Raw genomic sequence first — 17,497 nt, 5'->3', positions numbered from 1 at the left:
GTGCTGGCCCTGCTCTGGCGCGCGGTGCGCTGGCGCCGGGCGACCTCGCTCGCCGTCCTCGCCGCGTCGGTCGTCGCGACCGCCGCGGGCACCCTCGGGCCGCTCTACGCGCGCAGCGCCGAGGAGTCCCTCCTTCGGCAGCGGGTCGCCCAGGCGCCGGCGGTCCAGGTCGGGCTCACGGTCGAGGCCCAGCTCGGCGGGCCCGGCCGGCTCACCGGCGACATGAGCAGCGACCCGACGACCGGCCAGGTCGGGCCGCCGGTCGTCGCGGACGCCGCACGGGCCGTCGCCGCGGACCACCGGCTGGACCGGTGGTTCGGGCCGCCCAGCGCGTTCGTCGAGCTCGACAGCACGTCCCTCGTGCTCGACGGGGGCTCCGTCGCGGGGCTGGCCCAGCCGGTGTGGCTCGAGCGGGCGTGCGAGGGGCTGCAGATGGACAGCGGCACGTGCTCGCCCGGCCCGGGCCAGGTCCTCGTCTCGCGGCGGACGGCGCAGACCTTCCGGCTGGCGGTCGGCAGCCAGGTCCGGCTCTCGCTCGCCGCCCGGCCGCTGCGCGTCGCGGGGGTCTACGCGGACGTCGCCGCGGCGGAGGCCGTGTGGGGCGCCCGCTCCCCGATCCAGTGGACCGAGCCGCGCCAGCCGGACGACGTCCTCAAGGTCGACGCCGTGCTCGTCGCGCGCGACGACATCGACGACAGGACGCTGGGCGGTGCCGCCGGGGCCTACCGGCCGCTGCGGCGGGACACGATCCTGCTCTCGACCACCGGCCCCGTCGTCGCCGACGTCGCCGCGGTCGACCGGGACCTGCGTGCGGTCGGGGGCCGGCCGGCCGGCGCCGTCCGCGGCGTCGCCGCCGAGGACCTGCCCCCGATGACCCTGACGAACCAGATCACCGACCTGCTCGCCGAGGTCGCGCCCCAGCGGCGGGACCTGCGCGGCGCCGCGCTGGCGATCACGCTGCAGCTCGTCGCGCTCGCCTGGTTCGTCCTCTTCCTCGTCGTCGCGACGACGACCGAGGAGCGCAGCGCCGAGGTCGCCCTCGCGAAGCTGCGCGGCCTGTCCCTGCGCCGGACGGCGGTCCTCGCGCTCGCCGAGGCCTGCGTCCTGCTGCTCGCGGCCGCCCCGGTCGGGCTGGCACTGTCCTACCTCGTCGTCAGCCGGCTCGTCGAGGGCGTGCTGCAGCCCGGGACGTCGGTGACCCTGGACCGCACCGTGTGGCTCGCGCTCGCCGCCGCCGTCGTCGGCGGCCTCGTCGCGGCCGCCCTTGCGACGGCCAGGCTGCTCACCGCGCCGGTCCTGGACCAGCTCCGGCGCACGGCCGGCGGCCGGGCGGCCCGGCTGCGCGGTGTCGCCGTGGACGCCGTCGCGCTCGTGCTCGCCGCGGAGGGCGTCTACCTGCTGCGGACCGGCGTCTCCGGCGCGGTGGCCCTCGCGACGCCGGCGCTGCTCGCCCTCGCCGGCGGGCTCGTCGCCGTCCGGGTGCTGCCGTTCGTGGCCCGGCTCGCGGTCGCGAGCACCCGCGGCCGCCCCGGCGCGGCGCTCTTCCTCGCTGCCCGCAACCTGGCGCGGCGACCGGCCGGCAGCCGGGTCAGCGTGCTCCTCGCGGTGGCCGTCGCACTGGCCGTCTTCGGCGTCCAGGAGTGGCGGATCGCCCAGGAGGCCCGCTTCGACCTCGCCCGCACCCAGGTGCCGGCAGCGCAGGTCGTCCACGTCGCGGCGCTGCCCCCGTGGGCGCTCGCCGAGGTCGTCGGCACCGTCGACCCCGAGGGGACGTGGGCGATGGCCGCCGTCAGCGTCGACGGGACCCTCGCCGTGGACTCGCCGCGGTTCGCCGCCGTCTCGGCGTGGGACCCGGCGTGGGTCGGGACCACCCCGGCCGGGCTCGCGCGCGTCCTGCGGCCGCCGGTCGACGCCGCACCCGTCACGGCGCGCGACACGCTCACGGTGACCGTTGACGACGCGCTGCCCGCGCGCTCGTCGAAGACGTCCCTCGGCGCCCGGCTCATCGCCCCCGACGGCACCGACCGGGTCGTCACCTTCGGCGCGCTGGCCCGGGGCACCCGCGACTACACGGTCCGCCTGCCCTCGTGCGCAGACGGCTGCCGGCTGCTCCGCCTCACCCTCGACGTCGACCCGTTCGGCGACGTGCAGCCGTCCGGCACCGTGACGGTGACCCGGATGTCGGACGCCGGCGGCCCGGTCGACGCCGGCCTGTCGGCCCCGGGCGGGTGGCGCCTCGCCCGGACGGCGTCGCTGACCCTCGACCCGTCCCGGGTCCGCCCGCAGGACGTGGCGACGAGCGCCGCCGGGCTGGTCCTCACCGTCACGGACGGGACGGGTCCGGCCGCCGAGCCCGCCGACCACCCCGCAGACCCGCCTGCCGTCCTCGGGGACCGGGCGTCGTACTCGCCGTACGACAGCGGGTCCGACGCCCCGACCGTCCGCGTCGCGGGACTCGACTCGACCCAGCTCGTCGTCACGGCGACCGGCAGGCGCGGCCCGCTGCCCGTCGTCGGCCGCGCGGGCGCGCTCGTCGACCTGCGCAACGCCGTCGACTCCGCCGCCGAGCGGCGCTGGTCCGAGGCGGACGCCCAGGTGTGGCTGTCGCCGGCCGCACCACCGGACGCCGTCCGCCGGCTCGGGGCCGCCGGCCTGTCGGTCCGCGGCGTCGACAGCCTCGCGGAGCGCCAGGCCGTGCTCGACGGGGACGGCACCTCGCTGGCTCTCGTGCTCTACCTCGTCGCCGCGGTCGCGGCGCTGCTCGCCGGCGGCGGCGCGCTCCTCGCCTCGACGTACCTCGGCGGCCGCCGGCGCGCCTACGAGCTCGCGGCGGCCCGCCTGCTCGGGGCCCGGCGCTCCTCGCTCGTCGCGGCCGGGCGGGTCGAGCAGCTCGTGCTCGTCCTGCTGGGCGTCCTCGTCGGGGGCGTCACCGGCGCCGCCGCGACCTGGCTCGTGCTCGACGCCCTGCCGGCGGTCACCGGCGGGTCGGAGGCGGTCCGGGCGTACGGCGTCCGCTGGCCGCTCCTGCTCGCGGTGACCGGTGCGGCGGCCCTCGTCGCCGCGGCGTTCAGCGAGCTCGGCGCCCGGCGCGTCGTCGCCGCGGCCGACACCGGGCTGCTCCGGCAGGTGCAGGCATGAGCGCCCACGCCCCCGCCGGCGCGGGTCTGCCGGTCCGGGTCGAGGGCCTGGTCCACATCTACCGGCTCTTCGACACCGAGGTCGTCGCGCTGCGCGGGGTCGACCTGACCATCGCTGCCGGCGAGACCGTGACCCTCTTCGGGCCGTCGGGTTCGGGCAAGTCGACCCTCCTCGCGGCGCTGTCCGGGCTCGTGCGGCCCTCGGCCGGCACGGTCCGGATCGGGGACGCGGAGATCGGCCGGATGTCCGAGCGCGAGCTGCTGCGGCTGCGCCGCGGCCGGGTCGCGACGCTCCTGCAGGGCGCCGGCCGCAACCTCCTGCCGTACGCGAGCCCGGCGCAGAACGTCGCCTTCGCCCAGCGCGGGACGGGCCGCCGGCACCGCGCCGAGGCGGCCGACGAGCTGCTCGCCGGGCTCGACCTCGACCACCTCGCCGACGAACCGCTGGCCGCCCTGTCCGGCGGCGAGCTGCAGCGGGTCGCCATCGCCGCCGCGGTCGCGGGCGGCCCGGGCCTGCTCCTCGCCGACGAGCCGACGAGCCAGCTCGACGCCGCGGGCCGGGACGCCGTCATCGCGACGCTGCAGCGGGTCAACGAGCGGTTCGGGACGACCGTCGTCGCCGTCACCCACGACCGCGAGGTCGGCGCCCGGCTCGGCCGGCAGGTCGTCATGCGGGCGGGCCGGGTCGGCGAGGAGGGCCGGGGCGACGAGCGCTTCGTCGTCGTCGGTGCCGACGGCGCGCTGCACCTGCCGCACAGCGAGCGCGACGCCTGGCCCGCCGGCACCCTCGTCGAGGTCCGCCGGGACGGCGACGACCTGCGCCTGGTGCGGAGGCAGCCGTGAGCGCGGCGGGCACGGCTCCGGCGGGAACGGCCCCGGGCGGTCCGCCGACCGGGCTCGTGGCCCGCGGCGTGACGGTCCGGTACCGCGGGCGCGCCGTCCTCGACGACGTGGACCTCGACGTCCCGGCCGGCAGCGTGCTCGCCGTGACCGGCCCGTCCGGGTCGGGCAAGAGCACCCTGCTCGGGGTGCTCGGCGGGCTCGTCGTCCCGGACGCCGGCACCGTCGCCTGGGACGGCGCCCCGGTCGCCCTCGACGACCACCGCCCCGGGCGCCGGGCCGCGATGGTGCTCCAGGGCTACGGGCTGCTGCCCGTGCTCACTGCGCACGAGAACGTCGAGCTCGCGCTGCAGCTCGAGGGCGGGAGGCGGGGCGACGGGTCGTCGGTGCGGGACCGCGCGTCGGCCGCCCTCGCCGACGCCGGCCTCGGCCCCGACGAGCTGACCGCCGACCGGCTCGCGGAGGAGCTGTCCGGCGGGCAGCAGCAACGCGTCGCGGTGGCCCGGGCGCTCGTCGTCCGGCCGCGGCTGCTCCTCGCCGACGAGCCGACGAGCGAGCTCGACACCGCCGCGCGGGACGTCGTCCTCGCGGCCCTGCGCCGGCTCGCGGACGACGGCGTCGTGGTGGTCCTCGCGACCCACGACACCGAGGTCGCGCAGTGGTGCGACGCACGTCTCGACCTCGTCGACGGGAAGGCCGCCGCCCGGTGAGCACCTCCTACTTCGCACTCGTCGCACCCCTCGACCCCGGCGGCGGAGCGCCTGCGACGCAGCGGTTCGACGCCCACGAGCACTGCACCGGCCCCTGGTCGGCGGACGCGATGCACGGCGGCCCGCCGTCGGCGCTGCTCGTGCGGGCCTGCGAGCAGGTGGTGGCCGCGGCGGGCGGCAGCGGGCTCGTCGCCGTCCGGACGGCGGTGGACTTCCTCGCCCCCGTCCCGGTCGGGCAGGTCGAGGTGACGGCCCGGGTCGTCCGGCCCGGCCGCCGGGTGGCGCTCGCCGAGGCGACGCTGTCGGCGGGCGGCCGGGACGTGCTCGTCGCCCGGACCTGGCTGCTCGCGGTCGCCGACCCGCCGGTGGCGCTGCCGGACGACGTGACCGAGGCCGGGGTGACGTTGCCCGAGCCGGACCTCTGCCCGCCGGTCGGCGGCGACCGCTGGGACTTCCCCTACGGCCGCTCGATCGACTGGCGGGTCGTCGGCGGCACCCACGGCCGGGGGGACGCGACGGTCTGGGGGCGCGCCCGGCTCCCCCTCGTCGGCGGCGAGGAGCCGTCCGGGCTGCAGCGCGCCGTCCTCGTCGCGGACTCCTCCTCCGGGGTCTCGGCCGGGCTCGACTGGGACCTGTGGCAGTTCGTCAACGTCGACCTCACCGTGCACCTGACCCGGCCGCTCGCCGGTGACTGGGTCTGCCTCGACGCGCACTCCCGCTACGCCTCGTCCGGCACCGGGCTGGCCCGCTCGACGCTCCACGACGAGCTCGGCGTCGTCGGGTCGAGCGCGCAGTCCCTCGTCGTCGCACCGTCCCGGCGCTGAGAACCGCATCGTCGGGTGCACGGCAACGGCCCGGGGAATCAGCAGGGTCGCCGGCTGCTTGGCAGGGTCATGACACGTGCCGTGGTCGCGACCGCCTTCGGCGGTCCCGAGGTCCTGTCCGTCGTCGACGTCGAGGTCGGACCGCCCGGCCCGGGCGAGGTGGCGGTCGACGTCCGGGCGGCGGGCGTCAACCCGATCGACCACAAGGTCTACAGCGGCTTCATGGGCTCGGACCCCGCGAGCCTGCCGATGCGCCTGGGCTTCGAGGCCGCCGGTGTGGTGACCGCGGTCGGTGCGGACGCCGTGGGCCCGGCGGGGCCGGTCGGGGTCGGTGACGAGGTCGTCGTGTTCCGCACGACCGGCGCGTACGCCGACCGCCTCGTCGTGCCGGCCGCGTCGGTCGTGCCGAAGCCGGCCGCGCTCGACTGGCCGGCCGCGGCCGGCCTCATGCTCACCGGTGCGACGGCGGTGCACGCCCTCACGGCGACCGCGGTCGGGGCGGGCGACACCGTGCTCGTCCACGGCGCCGCCGGCGGCGTCGGCCTCGTGGCCGTCCAGCTCGCCGCGCTCCGCGGGGCGCGCGTCGTCGCGACGGCGAGCCCGGGCCGGCACGACGCGCTGCGGGCGCTCGGCGCCGAGCCGGTCGCCTACGGGGCCGGGCTCGAGGAACGGGTCCGCGCGCTCGCGCCGGACGGCGTGGACGCCTCGCTGGACCTCGTCGGCACCGACGAGGCCGTCGACGTCTCGCTCGCCCTGACGAAGGACCGGGGCCGGATCGCGACGATCGCCGCCTTCGGCCGCGCCGGCTCGGCGGGGATCAAGGCGCTCGGCGGCGGCCCCGGCGCAGACCCGGGCACCGCCGTCCGGGACGCCGCGCGTCTCGAGCTCGTCGACCTCGTGAACGCGGGCCGGCTCGTCGTCACCGTCGCCGCGACGTACCCGCTCGCCGAGGCCGCCGCCGCGCACGCGGCACTGCGCGAGGGCCACGCGGCGGGGAAGATCGCTCTCGTGCCCTGACCGTCACGTGAGGTGCAGCCCGGCCGGCGGGCCGATCGTCGAGGCCTCCGGGCCGAGCCGGACGACGTAGCGCGTGTGCACGTCGGCCCAGCCGGGGCCGTGCGGTGCGGTGCCGGCCAGGGCGGCCTCGAGCGCGTCGAGGCAGACGTGCCAGCCGGCGGCGGTGCGGGCCTGCGTGCCGCGTTCGGCGACGGTGTCGAGCAGCGTGAGCACGCAGCCGGCGCCGTCGTCCTCGAGCTCGAACCGCAGGACGTCGGTGCCCCACGTGTACTCGAGCACCGCGGGCGGGTCGACGACGCGCATCCGGCCGGCGAACGGCTGCGCCTCGCCGCCGCGGAACTCGAAGGACAGCGCCGCCCCGGCGGCGCGCTCCCCGACGATCCGCTGCGGGAACCACGCGGCGAGGTGCTCGTCCTGCGTGAGCGCGCGCCAGACCTTCTCCCGCGGGTGCGCGAGCCGGCGGACGAAGCGCAGCCGCCGGCCGCCGTCCACCTCCTCGACGGTGCCGAACCGGGTCTCGTCGGGCTGTGCCAGGTCGTCGTGCGTCATCGGGTCACTCCATCGTGTCGAGGTGGGCCTCGAGGGCGTCGAGGCGGTCGGCCCACAGGGCCCGGTACGGCGCGAGCCACGCGTCGATCTCGCGCAGCGGGTCCGGTCGCACCCGGTACAACCGCTGCCGGTGCACCGGCCGGACGGCGACCAGGCCCGCCTCCCGCAGCACCCGCAGGTGCTTGCTCACCGCGGGCTGGGACAGGGCGAGCGCCTCGACGAGCACCGTGACCGGCTGCTCCCCCGCGCGCAGGACGTCGAGGATGCGGCGGCGGTGCGGCTCGGCGAGCACGGCGAGGGCATCGGGCACCCCGGCAGCCTCTCTCCCTCGTCATATGCCTGTCAAGGCATGTTTCTGACGATCGCCGGCACCTCACGGACCGGGCACCGTGACCGAAGTCTCCGACTCACAGTCGGAAACCATCTCGGCAGGACCGGGCGGCCGGTCCTAGGCTGGTGCCATGCCGCAGCTGCGTCTCGCCCTGGCCCAGGTCGACCCCACCCTCGGCGACCTCGCCGGGAACGCCGTGCTCGTCCGGGAGTGGGCCGCGAAGGCCCGCGACGCGGGCGCGCACCTCGTGGCCTTCCCCGAGATGGTCCTCACCGGCTACCCCGTCGAGGACCTCGCGCTGCGCACGAGCTTCGTCGACGCCAGCCGGGCGGCGCTCGAGCGCCTCGCCGGCGACCTCGCGGCCGACGGCCTCGGCGACCTGCCGGTCGTCGTCGGGTACCTCGACCGGGCCGACGCGGACGGCGACAACGTCGCGGACGTCGACCGGCTCGGCGTGCCCAAGGGGTCGCCGCAGAACGCGGCGGCGGTGCTCGTCGGCGGGCGGGTCGTCGCCCGCTACGCCAAGCACCACCTGCCGAACTACGGCGTCTTCGACGAGTTCCGCATCTTCGTGCCGGGCCGCGACCTCACCGTCGTCCGGGTCCGGGACGTCGACGTCGCGATCGCGATCTGCGAGGACCTCTGGCAGGAGGGCGGCCCGGTCGCGCAGACCCGCGCTGCCGGCGCGGAGCTGCTGCTCGTGCTCAACGGCTCGCCGTACGAGACGGACAAGGACGACGTCCGCCGCGACCTCGTGACCCGGCGCGCCGCCGAGGCCGGCTGCGCCCTGGCGTACGTGAACATGGTCGGCGGCCAGGACGACCTCGTCTTCGACGGCGACTCGATCGTCGTGAGCGCCGGCGGCGACGTCCTGGCCCGGGCGCGGCAGTTCTCGCAGGCGCTGCTCGTCGTCGACCTCGACCTGCCGCACGACCGGGCGCACGCGAGCGCGGACGACGCGACCCGCCCGGTGGACGGCGTCCGGCGGGTCACCGTCTCCGCCGAGCCGGTCGCCCCCTACTCCCCCGACCCCGCGTACCTCGCGCCGGCGAGCGTCGCCGAACCGCTCGACGGCGAGGCCGAGGTCTACGAGGCGCTCGTCGTCGGCCTGCGGGACTACGTGCGCAAGAACGGGATGCGCTCGTGCGTCGTGGCGCTGTCCGGCGGCATCGACTCCGCGCTCGTCGCGGCGATCGCCGTGGACGCCGTCGGGCCGGCGAACGTCGTCGGCATCTCGATGCCGAGCAAGTACTCCAGCGAGCACTCCAAGGACGACGCCGCCGACCTCGCCAAGCGCACCGGGCTCGACTACCGGGTCGTGCCGATCGCGCCGATGGTCCAGGCGTTCCTCGACAGCGTGCACCTCACCGGGGTCGCGGAGGAGAACCTCCAGGCCCGGGTACGGGGCGTCGTCCTCATGGGGGTCTCGAACCAGGAGGGCCACCTCTGCCTGACGACCGGCAACAAGTCGGAGCTGTCGGTCGGCTACTCGACGATCTACGGTGACTCGGTCGGCGGGTTCAACCCGCTCAAGGACGTCCCGAAGACGCTCGTGTGGGCGCTGTCCCGGTGGCGCAACGCGGACGCCGTCCGGCGCGGCCAGACGCCGCCGATCCCGGAGGCGAGCATCACCAAGGCTCCGTCCGCGGAGCTGCGCCCCGGCCAGACCGACCAGGACTCGCTGCCGCCGTACGAGCTGCTCGACCAGCTGCTCGAGCGCTACGTCGAGGGCGCGCACGGCCGCTCCGAGCTGCTCGCCGACGGCTTCGACGCCGCGACGATCGACTCCGTCGTCACGATGGTCGACCGCGCGGAGTGGAAGCGCCGCCAGTCCGCACCGGGCCCGAAGATCTCCCCCGTCGCCTTCGGCCGGGACCGGCGCCTGCCGATCACGAGCCGCTGGCGCGAGGACGAGTCCTGAGAGAGGGATCGACATGACCGAGCAGACCCCGGCCCCGGACGCCGCAGGCACCTCCGGCGCCGAGCAGCCCAACCCGTACGGCGGGCGCGTCATCGTCCCGGACGCCGCGGCGCCGGGCGCCGTCCCTCCCCCGCGCCGGGTGCGGATCCACCACCTGCGCGAGCTCAAGCAGCGCGGCGAGAAGTTCGCGATGCTCACGGCCTACGACCAGTACTCGGCGGCGATCTTCGAGGAGGCCGGCATCCCGGTGCTCCTCGTCGGCGACTCGGCGGCGAACAACGTCCTCGGCTACGAGACGACCGTCCCGGTGACGGTCGACGAGCTCGTCCCGCTCGTGCGCGCCGTGACCCGCAGCGCCCGGCGCAGCCTCGTCGTCGCCGACCTGCCGTTCGGCTCGTACCAGGCCGGGCCGGACCAGGCGCTCGCGACGAGCATGCGGATGATGAAGGAGGGCCTCGCCCACGCGGTGAAGCTCGAGGGCGGCGCCCGGGTCGCGCCGAGCGTCGAGAACGTCGTCGGCGCCGGCATCCCCGTCATGGCGCACATCGGGTTCACGCCGCAGAGCGAGCACGCCCTCGGCGGCTACCGGGTGCAGGGCCGCGGGTCGAGCGGCGTCGAGAAGCTCGTCGCGGACGCCGTGGCGCTCGAGGCCGCGGGTGCCTTCGCGATCGTCCTCGAGATGGTCCCCGCGCCGGCCGCCGCCGAGGTGACGAAGGCGCTCGCGATCCCCACGATCGGTATCGGCGCCGGCCCGGACTGCGACGGCCAAGTGCTCGTCTGGCAGGACATGATGGGCCTGCGGACCGGCAAGGCGCCACGCTTCGTCAAGCGCTACGCGGACCTGCACGGCGTCATGCTCGAGGCGGCCAAGGCGTACGCGGACGACGTCCGCGGCGGCACGTTCCCGGCGGCGGAGCACTCGTTCGACGCGTGAGCCGCGGTCGACCGCCGGGGCTCAGTCCGCGACGACGGCCAGCGCCTCGATCTCCAGCAGGTAGCTGGGAGCGAAGAGCCCTGCGACGACGACGGCGCTGCTCGCCGGCGGACGCGCGGTGTCGACGACCTCGTCGCGCGCCGCGCGGACGGCCGGAAGGCTGGCTGCGTCCAGCACGAAGACCGTCAGCTTGACGACGTCCGCGAACGTCGCGCCCGCAGCACGCAGGCAGCTCCCGAGGTTCGCGAAGACCTGCCGCGCCTGCGCCGCCACGTCGCCCTCGCCGACGAGGGCGCCGTCGGCGTCCTGGGCGATCTGGCCGGACACGGCGACGAGGCGCCCGCGGCCGGTGACGACCTGGGTGTAGCCGCGCCCCGGGGCGACGCCGTCCGGGGCGGCGATGTGGTCGAGGTGCACCGGGTTCTCCTGTCCGCTGGGGGTCATGGGGTGCCGAGCAGGCCCGGCAGGTCCCGGGCCGCGTCGACGAGCGACGGCCCGTACCAGGTGAGCAGTCGCCCTGAGACGAGCACGGACTCCACGCCGGGGAAGGCCTCCGGGCCGTCGTCCGCGGTGAACAGGTACGGCTCGTCGGGCAGGACGACGACGTCGAACCCGCCGACCCGCCCGGCGAGCCCGTCGAGGTCGACCTTCGGGTAGCGCTCGGGGTCGCCGTCGAGCGCGTTGTCGACGCCGAGCCGGGCGAGCACGTCGCCGGTGAACGTGTCCCGGCCGACGGCCATCCACGGCCGGCGCCAGATCGGGACGACGGCCCGCCTCCGGGGCGCAGCCGGGCGGACGGCGGCCCACGCGGCGTCCGCCGCGTCGAGCCAGCCGGGCCGGGCGAGCCCGCACGCGTCGAGCATCCGCGCGAGCGACCCGTCGGGGCCGAGCGCCGGGTGCGCGCCGGAGACGGTACGGATGTCGGTGACCCACACCGCGACCCCCGCGGCGCGCAACCGGTCGAGATCGGGGTCGCGGTTCTCCTCGGCGTTCGCGAGCACGAGGTCGGGCGCGAGGTCGACGATCCGCGCGACGTCCGGGTTCTTCGTGCCCCGGACCCGCACGACGTCGAGGTCCGCCGGGTACGTGCACCAGTCGGTGGCCGCGACGAGCAGCCCGGGGGCGGTCGCCGCGACCGACTCGGTGAGCGACGGGACGATCGAGACGACCCGCGTGACGTCGTCCGGGACGACGACGTCGCGCCCGGTGTCGTCGACGAGCGACCTCACGCGGGCGCCGCCGCGCGGGCCCGGTACGCCGCCGCGACCTGCGCGAGCGGCACCCCGGACGGCGTGTGGGTGCACCACGACGACACGCCCCACCGCAGCGTGCGCCGCTCGAGCTCGGCGGCGGCGTCCTCGGCGGTGCGGGCGAAGAGCAGGAACGGCGTGTCGAGCAGCTCGGCGGTCGTGATCTCGTCGCCCTCGGCGCGCCACTCGGCGGCGAGCGCCTCGGCGCTCTCCTGCGGGTCCTTCCCGAGGGAGACCATCTGGAGCAGGACGTCGAAGGTCGCCGGCTGCTGCCCGCGCGCCGCCCTCGCGGCCCGGACCTCGGCGACCCGCTCGTCGGTCTGCGCGGACGACGCGAGCCCGAAGGTGCCCGCGGGCCGACCGGCGAGCTGCACCGCGCCGGCGAGACCGACGACGCTGCCGTGCCGGGCCGCGACGTCCAGCCCGCGCGGCGACATCGCGGCGATGAACAGCGGGACCGGCCGCTGCACCGGTTTGGGCGCCTGGTCGTCGGCGGCGAGCGCGTCGCGGACGGCGGTCGCGAACGCGTCGAGCTCGGCGAGCCGGTCCGCGTACCGCGGGAACGGCAGCCCGGCCCTCTCGTGCTCCTTCGGCATGTGCCCGGCGCCGAGCCCGAGGTCGACCCGGCCGCCGGAGACGACGTCGAGCGTCGCGACGTCCCGCGCGAGGAGGACGGGGTTCCAGAAGCCGTAGTCGAGGACGTACGTGCGCAGGCGTACCCGCGACGTGACCGCCGCCGCGGCCGCGAGCTGGAGGAAGGGCGACGGTGCGCCGACGTGGTCGGCCGCCGTGACGACGTCGAGCCCGTTCTCCTCGGCCCAGCGGGCCGCCGCGACCGGACCGGCCGGCACCCCGGCCGCGTCGTCCCCCGGCGGGCCGGCCGGCGCGGGGCCTGACGCAGGGTCGGCGAGCCGGCCGAGGTTGACGCCGAAGAGCGGGAGCGGGGTCGCCGAGGAGGCCGGGTCCGTCATGGGCCCATCCTGCGCAGACCGCGGGGCCCGGCGTCGACACCCGTTCGCTCATCGCGTAGCCCGGCCGCCCACCGGCGTCGGGCCGGCCGCAGCGCCCTCCGGGGGTTGTCCCCCGGCCCGGCCCGGGGGCGGGCCCGGTGGGACGGCGCCGCACGGGCCGAGATCGTCGAGGCATGACCGGACGCCGCCTCCTCTGGGCCCTCGCCACGCTGCTGTCGACGCTCGTCGTCCTCGTCGCGTCGGCGTACCTGCGCTTCGACCCCGCGCTGTACTTCGACGAGCAGCGCGCCGTGTACCTGGCCCACCAGGTGCCGCTGTACCTGCACGTCACGGGCGCGATGCTCGCGCTGGCGACCGCGCCGTGGCAGCTGTCCCGCACGCTGCGCCGCCGCGTGCCACGGGTGCACCGGGTGCTCGGGCGGCTGTTCGGCCTCGGCGTCCTCGTCGGTGGCGTCGGCGGGCTCGCGCTCGCGCCGACGGCGTTCGGCGGGCCGGTGGCCCGGGCCGGGTTCGCCGCGCTGGCCGCCGCCTGGCTGACGACGACGGTGCTCGGGGTCCGGGCCGCCCGCCGCCGGGACGTCGCGACCCACCGGCGCTGGATGGTCCGCGCCGTCGCCCTGACCTTCGCCGCCGTCACCCTGCGGCTCTACCTCGGCGCCTGGTCCGGCCTGGACGCCGCGGGCCTCGCCCCGGGGACCTTCGCCCAGGCCTACGCCGCGATCGCCTGGCTGGCGTGGGTGCCGAACCTCGCCGTGGCGTGGGCGCTCACCCGTGACCGGTCGGGCGGGCGGGACGACGTCCGGCTAATCTCGGCCGCATGGCAGACCTGACGATCGGCTACGCCGCGATGCTCGAGCAGTTCGCACCCCAGGAGGTCGTGGGATACCAGGTGCTCGCCGAGGAGCACGGCTTCTCCGGCTGCATGGCCGCCGACCACTTCCAGCCCTGGGTGCCCGCGCAGGGTGAGGCGTCGTTCGTGTGGAGCGTCCTGGCCGCCGTCGGCGAGCGCACCCGCGGCGACCTGGGCCCGGGCGTGACGTGCCCGTCCTTCCGCTTCCACCCGGCGGTCGTCGCCCAGGCCGCGGCGACCACCGAGGCGATGTACCCGGGCCGGTCGTGGCTGGGCCTCGGGTCGGGCGAGGCGCTCAACGAGCACGTCGTGCCGGGGTACTGGCCCGAGGCCGGCGAGCGGTCGCTCCGCATGTGGGAGGCCATCGAGGTCATCCGCAAGCTCTTCGACGCCTCGCTGGCGAACAAGGACGTCAAGCACGACGGCCGGTTCTTCAAGATGGAGTCGACCCGGCTGTGGACGATGCCCGAGCAGGCGCCGCCGATCCTCGTGGCGACGGCCGGCCCGATCAACGCGAAGAAGACCGGCAAGTTCGCCGACGGGATCATCACCGTCGGGGCCCCGCTGGAGAAGATCGGCGGCCTCTTCGACAAGTTCGCCGAGGGCGCCCGGGAGGCCGGCAAGGACCCGGACACGATGCCGCGCGTGCTCCAGCTGCACCTGTCGTGGGCGCCGACCGACGAGGAGGCGCTGGCGAACGCGATGGACCAGTGGCCCAACGGCGGGATGAAGTTCCCCAAGGCCGACATCCGCTCCCCGTTCGACTTCGAGCAGATGGCCAAGCTCGTCCGCCCGGAGGACTTCGAGGGCCGCATGGTCATCTCCAGCGACCCCGACGTGCACCGGGCCGCGATCCAGAAGTTCTGCGACCTCGGCTTCGACCGCGTCTACCTGCACAACGTGGGCCGCAACCAGGCCGAGTGGATCGAGGTCTTCGGCCGCGAGGTGCTCCCCAAGCTGCACCGCTGACCCGGGCACCTCCTGACCTCCGGCCGGGCGGATACCCGGATGCGATCACCACCACCGGCTTGAGAGGCTGACCGCTCGTGCCCCGCCTCCCCCGCCTGCCGATGGTCGACCTCACGCCTCTGCGGACGTCGCGCGACTTCCGGCTGCTCCTCGTCGCCGGCACCGTGACCTACCTCGGCGCGATGGTCACCTACGTCGCGCTGCCCTGGCAGCTCTACGCCCTGACCGGGTCGAACCTCGCGGTCGGCATGCTCGGCGCTGTCGAGCTCGTGCCGCTCGTCGTGTTCGGCCTCTGGGGCGGGGCGATCGCCGACCACTACGACCGCCGCACCGTGCTCGTCACGACGACCGTCGCCCAGGTCGCGCTCACGGCGCTGCTCCTCGTCAACGCGCACCTGCCGACCCCGCAGGTCTGGGCGCTGTACGTCGTCGGCGCCCTGCTGTCCGCCGTGACCGCCGCGCACCGGCCGAGCCGGGAGGCGCTGCTGCCGCGCGTCGTCCGGCACGACGAGCTGCCCGGGGCGCTGGCGCTCTCGTCGATCGGGATGCAGACCGGGCTGCTCGCCGGGCCGGCGATCGGTGGGCTCATCCTCGCCTCGGGCGGTGCGACGTGGGCGTACGCGGTGGACGTCGTCGGGCTCTCGGTCGCCGCCGTGCTCTACGTCGGCCTGCGCCCGGCCCCCGTCACGGACGGCGGGACGCCGCCGAGCGTCGCCGGGATCGTCGAGGGGATCCGCTACGCGGCCGGCCGGCGCGACCTGCTCGGCACGTACGTCATCGACATGGTCGCGATGTTCCTCGCCATGCCCGTCGTGCTCTTCCCGGCGTTCGCGACCGACGTGCTCCGGCAGCCCGAGCTCCTCGGCCTGCTCTACAGCGCGGGGACGGCGGGCAGCCTCGTCGCGACGGCGACGAGCGGCTGGACGGCGCGCGTGCACCACCACGGAAGGGTCGTCGTCGTCGCCGCGGCCTGCTGGGGGCTGGCGACCGCGGCGGCCGGTCTCGCGTCGGCCGCGTGGCTCGTGCTCGTCTTCTTCGCGCTGGCCGGGGCGGCCGACATGGTGAGCGCCCTGTTCCGGCAGATCATCTGGAACCAGACCATCCCCGACGAGCGCCGCGGCCGGCTCGCGGGCATCGAGATGCTCTCGTACTCGGTGGGTCCGCTCGGCGGCCAGGTGCGGGCCGGGGTCGTCGCGGACGGGTTCGGCGTCCGGACGTCGATCGTCAGCGGCGGGGTGCTCTGCGCGGTCGGTGTCGTCGCGACCGCGGCCTGGCTGCGCGAGTTCTGGGGCTACGACGCCCGGACCGACGAGCACGCCGTCCGCGAGCGGGACCTGCGCGAGGAGCGGGCCCGCCGGGCGGACGAGACGCTCCCCGGGGCGGACGCCGTCCGCCCCGACGCGACGTAGCCGAACGCCTGCGCATGGTCACCGCCACGGGCGATCCTGGAGACGTGCCGCAGGACCCGCCGTCGCTCCCCCGGGTCGAGCTCGTCATGGCGCGCCGCAACCGGGTCGCCACCCTCGCGCTCGCGGTCGTCCTGACGCTCGGGTGCGGCGGCGTCGTGGCGGCCGGTGCCGACGACGCCGCGGGGTCGCTGTGGTGGGTCGCCGGCGCGGCCGTCGTCCTCGGTGCGCTCGGGTGGTTCGTCGCGTCGTCCGTGGTCGACCTCGTGCGCCCGGCCCGGCTCGTCGTCGACGCCGACGGCGTCACCGAGGTCGGCGCGTTCCGGGTACGGCAGAGCGAGACCTGGGAGGACTGCGTGCGGTTCAGCCCTGCCGGCGCCGGGGTCGGGTTCCAGAACCGGGCCTACCGGCACGCGCCCGACGACCGGACGCGGCGCCGGCTGCGCGGCCGCTTCGGCTACCCCACGACGGTGCCCGCGGGCTACGGCGGCCTCGACCAGGACGAGTTGCTGTCCCTGCTCAACCGCTACCGCGAGACGTTCACCGACCGGCGGCGCCGGCAGGCCCGGCCCACCGTCTGATCAAGTCGGCGGCCCCGGCAGCCGATAGGGCTCGCAGAGGTGGAGACGCCGCCATTCGAGGGAGGTCGGTCATGGCGTGCAGCTGGCAGGAGGAGAACGGGCTGCGCTACCTGCTCGCGGACTACCGCGGCCATACGCACGAGCAGGACATGGCGACCCTGGAGGAGACCCTCAGGCTCGTCGCGGCGGCTGAGCACGGGGTTCGGGTGCTCGTACACGTCGACCCGAACCATAAGCCCACGAGCGAGTTCCTGACCGCGGTGAAGGCGGCCATGCGCGGTCCGATGTCGGCGCACGGGGTGCGCTCGGCATTCATCGGCATGGACGGCATCGGCCGGGCGGTGCTCCGCGGGCTGCAGCTGGTCGGGGGCGGTCTCGGTGCGCCGGCGTTCCCCGACAAGCAGAACGCGCTGGCCTACTTCGCCCGGCACTGAGCCGCGGCAGGTCGTGGGCTCAGGCCTCGTCGCCCTCGCGCCAGCGGCGGTCCTCCTCGTCCCACGACTCGGTCCGTTCGGCGGCCTTCGCCAGCGACTGCGCCGCCTCGGCCTCGCTGGCGTAGGGCCCCATGAGGTCCTTGCCCTGGTTCTTGTCGTACTCCGTCTCGACCTTGCCGGTGCGGATGTTGAACCAGAACTGGGGCTGCTCCATATCGGCAGCCTAGGTGACCTCGTCCGATGCCGCCAGAACACGTGCTGACCTGCGGAAACGTTCGTGATGGTCGGTCGTCGGCTGTCAGCGCCGGACAGGCTCCTGCGCCCCTGGCGTGCCCCCGTGTGCCCCCGACGCGCCCCCGGCAGCCGCTCGCCGGGGAAGGGTCCTGGGTGCGAGACTTGTTTCAGCAGTCGTCCCGAGCGAACTGGAGGTGGTCGCGATGACGACCGGTGCTGAGCACCCGACGCCCGCGCCCGACCGGTGGAAGCAGCGGCGGGCCACCCTCGACGAGCAGGCGGCGGCCAAGGGCACCCGCCCGATCGGCGACGGGTCCTTCTACGCCCGCGAGGAGCTCTTAGCGGAGCCCGGCGAGCTCGACGAGTTCCTCGAGTACGTCCGCGAGGGCCGACGGCTGGGGACGGTCTAGCCCCAGGTGGACTACGTAGCCCTCGACACGGTCGTCTCGAACCTCATCCGCCGCCGCCTCTCCCCCAAGGTCCTCGGTCAGCTCGCGCCGTACGCGCCGTGCATCACCTTCGTGCGCTCGGGGAGCTGA

Annotated in this window: 20 protein-coding genes; 14 read left to right on the top strand and 6 right to left on the bottom strand. The window is 76.1% G+C overall.

Going from position 1 to position 17,497, the window contains the following annotated elements:
- The 5 genes from EDJALFJO_RS23730 (at nt 1) to EDJALFJO_RS23710 (ending at nt 6,528) form a co-directional block, all read left to right on the top strand.
- Nucleotides 1–3,138 (top strand): FtsX-like permease family protein, encoded by a 3,138-nt coding sequence (locus tag EDJALFJO_RS23730; RefSeq protein WP_088288781.1) that lies wholly within the window; start codon nt 1–3, stop codon nt 3,136–3,138.
- Nucleotides 3,135–3,980, top strand: a complete 846-nt coding sequence (locus tag EDJALFJO_RS23725) for an ABC transporter ATP-binding protein (RefSeq protein WP_088288780.1) — start codon at nt 3,135–3,137, stop codon at nt 3,978–3,980. The genes EDJALFJO_RS23730 and EDJALFJO_RS23725 overlap by 4 nt, the downstream gene beginning before the upstream one ends.
- The gene (locus EDJALFJO_RS23720) at nt 3,977–4,687 is read left to right on the top strand and encodes an ABC transporter ATP-binding protein (RefSeq protein WP_198950583.1); all 711 of its coding nucleotides are present in this window, start codon (nt 3,977–3,979) and stop codon (nt 4,685–4,687) included. The genes EDJALFJO_RS23725 and EDJALFJO_RS23720 overlap by 4 nt, the downstream gene beginning before the upstream one ends.
- Nucleotides 4,684–5,511 (top strand): thioesterase family protein, encoded by an 828-nt coding sequence (locus EDJALFJO_RS23715; protein ID WP_198950582.1) that lies wholly within the window; start codon nt 4,684–4,686, stop codon nt 5,509–5,511. Before EDJALFJO_RS23720 ends, EDJALFJO_RS23715 begins: the two co-directional genes overlap by 4 nt.
- A gap of 69 nt (nt 5,512–5,580) precedes the next feature.
- The gene (locus EDJALFJO_RS23710; protein ID WP_088288779.1) at nt 5,581–6,528 is read left to right on the top strand and encodes an NADP-dependent oxidoreductase; all 948 of its coding nucleotides are present in this window, start codon (nt 5,581–5,583) and stop codon (nt 6,526–6,528) included.
- Nucleotides 6,529–6,531: 3 nt separating this feature from the next.
- Here EDJALFJO_RS23710 and EDJALFJO_RS23705 read toward each other — a convergent pair whose 3' ends face one another.
- Together EDJALFJO_RS23705 and EDJALFJO_RS23700 are read right to left on the bottom strand one after the other, a co-directional pair.
- Nucleotides 6,532–7,077, bottom strand: coding sequence for an SRPBCC family protein (locus tag EDJALFJO_RS23705; RefSeq protein ID WP_088288778.1), 546 nt, complete (start codon nt 7,075–7,077; stop codon nt 6,532–6,534).
- 4 nt (nt 7,078–7,081) lie between these two features.
- Entirely contained in the window at nt 7,082–7,387 is a 306-nt protein-coding gene (locus EDJALFJO_RS23700) for a helix-turn-helix transcriptional regulator (protein WP_198950580.1), read from the bottom strand.
- A 151-nt stretch (nt 7,388–7,538) separates the two neighbouring features.
- Here EDJALFJO_RS23700 and EDJALFJO_RS23695 point away from each other — a divergent pair, with 151 nt between their 5' ends.
- On the top strand, nt 7,539–9,329 hold the full coding sequence (locus EDJALFJO_RS23695; RefSeq protein WP_088288777.1) for an NAD+ synthase: 1,791 nt from the start codon (nt 7,539–7,541) through the stop codon (nt 9,327–9,329).
- Nucleotides 9,330–9,342: 13 nt separating this feature from the next.
- On the top strand, nt 9,343–10,263 hold the full coding sequence (gene panB, locus EDJALFJO_RS23690) for a 3-methyl-2-oxobutanoate hydroxymethyltransferase (protein WP_088288776.1): 921 nt from the start codon (nt 9,343–9,345) through the stop codon (nt 10,261–10,263).
- Nucleotides 10,264–10,284: 21 nt separating this feature from the next.
- Here the strand turns inward: panB and EDJALFJO_RS23685 are convergent, their stop codons facing one another.
- The 3 genes from EDJALFJO_RS23685 to EDJALFJO_RS23675 are packed head-to-tail and all read right to left on the bottom strand — an operon-like array spanning nt 10,285 to nt 12,484.
- Nucleotides 10,285–10,707, bottom strand: coding sequence for a RidA family protein (locus tag EDJALFJO_RS23685; protein WP_088288775.1), 423 nt, complete (start codon nt 10,705–10,707; stop codon nt 10,285–10,287).
- Nucleotides 10,704–11,492, bottom strand: a complete 789-nt coding sequence (locus tag EDJALFJO_RS23680) for a helical backbone metal receptor (RefSeq protein WP_088288831.1) — start codon at nt 11,490–11,492, stop codon at nt 10,704–10,706. The genes EDJALFJO_RS23685 and EDJALFJO_RS23680 overlap by 4 nt, the downstream gene beginning before the upstream one ends.
- On the bottom strand, nt 11,489–12,484 hold the full coding sequence (locus tag EDJALFJO_RS23675) for a TIGR03621 family F420-dependent LLM class oxidoreductase (protein ID WP_088288774.1): 996 nt from the start codon (nt 12,482–12,484) through the stop codon (nt 11,489–11,491). Before EDJALFJO_RS23675 ends, EDJALFJO_RS23680 begins: the two co-directional genes overlap by 4 nt.
- A 173-nt stretch (nt 12,485–12,657) precedes the next feature.
- On the opposite strand from EDJALFJO_RS23675, the gene EDJALFJO_RS23670 reads away from it, so the two are divergent.
- The 5 genes from EDJALFJO_RS23670 (at nt 12,658) to EDJALFJO_RS35765 (ending at nt 16,724) form a co-directional block, all read left to right on the top strand.
- Nucleotides 12,658–13,314: a DUF2306 domain-containing protein gene (locus EDJALFJO_RS23670; RefSeq protein WP_088288773.1), complete on the top strand. Its 657-nt coding sequence runs from the start codon at nt 12,658–12,660 to the stop codon at nt 13,312–13,314.
- The gene (locus EDJALFJO_RS23665) at nt 13,302–14,303 is read left to right on the top strand and encodes a TIGR03557 family F420-dependent LLM class oxidoreductase (RefSeq protein WP_088288772.1); all 1,002 of its coding nucleotides are present in this window, start codon (nt 13,302–13,304) and stop codon (nt 14,301–14,303) included. Before EDJALFJO_RS23670 ends, EDJALFJO_RS23665 begins: the two co-directional genes overlap by 13 nt.
- A 101-nt stretch (nt 14,304–14,404) precedes the next feature.
- Nucleotides 14,405–15,712 (top strand): MFS transporter, encoded by a 1,308-nt coding sequence (locus EDJALFJO_RS35775; protein WP_088288771.1) that lies wholly within the window; start codon nt 14,405–14,407, stop codon nt 15,710–15,712.
- Nucleotides 15,713–15,756: 44 nt separating this feature from the next.
- Nucleotides 15,757–16,290 (top strand): hypothetical protein, encoded by a 534-nt coding sequence (locus tag EDJALFJO_RS35770; RefSeq protein WP_088288770.1) that lies wholly within the window; start codon nt 15,757–15,759, stop codon nt 16,288–16,290.
- 71 nt (nt 16,291–16,361) lie between these two features.
- Nucleotides 16,362–16,724, top strand: a complete 363-nt coding sequence (locus tag EDJALFJO_RS35765; RefSeq protein WP_088288769.1) for a hypothetical protein — start codon at nt 16,362–16,364, stop codon at nt 16,722–16,724.
- A gap of 19 nt (nt 16,725–16,743) precedes the next feature.
- Here EDJALFJO_RS35765 and EDJALFJO_RS23645 read toward each other — a convergent pair whose 3' ends face one another.
- The gene (locus EDJALFJO_RS23645; protein WP_088288768.1) at nt 16,744–16,938 is read right to left on the bottom strand and encodes a methionine aminopeptidase; all 195 of its coding nucleotides are present in this window, start codon (nt 16,936–16,938) and stop codon (nt 16,744–16,746) included.
- Nucleotides 16,939–17,161: 223 nt separating this feature from the next.
- Here EDJALFJO_RS23645 and EDJALFJO_RS23640 point away from each other — a divergent pair, with 223 nt between their 5' ends.
- Nucleotides 17,162–17,368 carry a hypothetical protein gene (locus EDJALFJO_RS23640; protein WP_143448741.1) on the top strand — a complete coding sequence of 69 codons (207 nt, stop codon included), beginning with the start codon at nt 17,162–17,164 and terminating at the stop codon, nt 17,366–17,368.
- A 6-nt stretch (nt 17,369–17,374) separates the two neighbouring features.
- Nucleotides 17,375–17,497 (top strand): hypothetical protein, encoded by a 123-nt coding sequence (locus EDJALFJO_RS36020; RefSeq protein ID WP_255392584.1) that lies wholly within the window; start codon nt 17,375–17,377, stop codon nt 17,495–17,497.

It is taken from the genome of Kineosporia sp. A_224 (assembly GCF_002198655.1).
GTDB lineage: Bacteria > Actinomycetota > Actinomycetes > Actinomycetales > Kineosporiaceae > R-H-3.
Note: the sequence above shows the minus strand (reverse complement) of the source record. Positions and strands in the feature narration are given on the sequence as shown.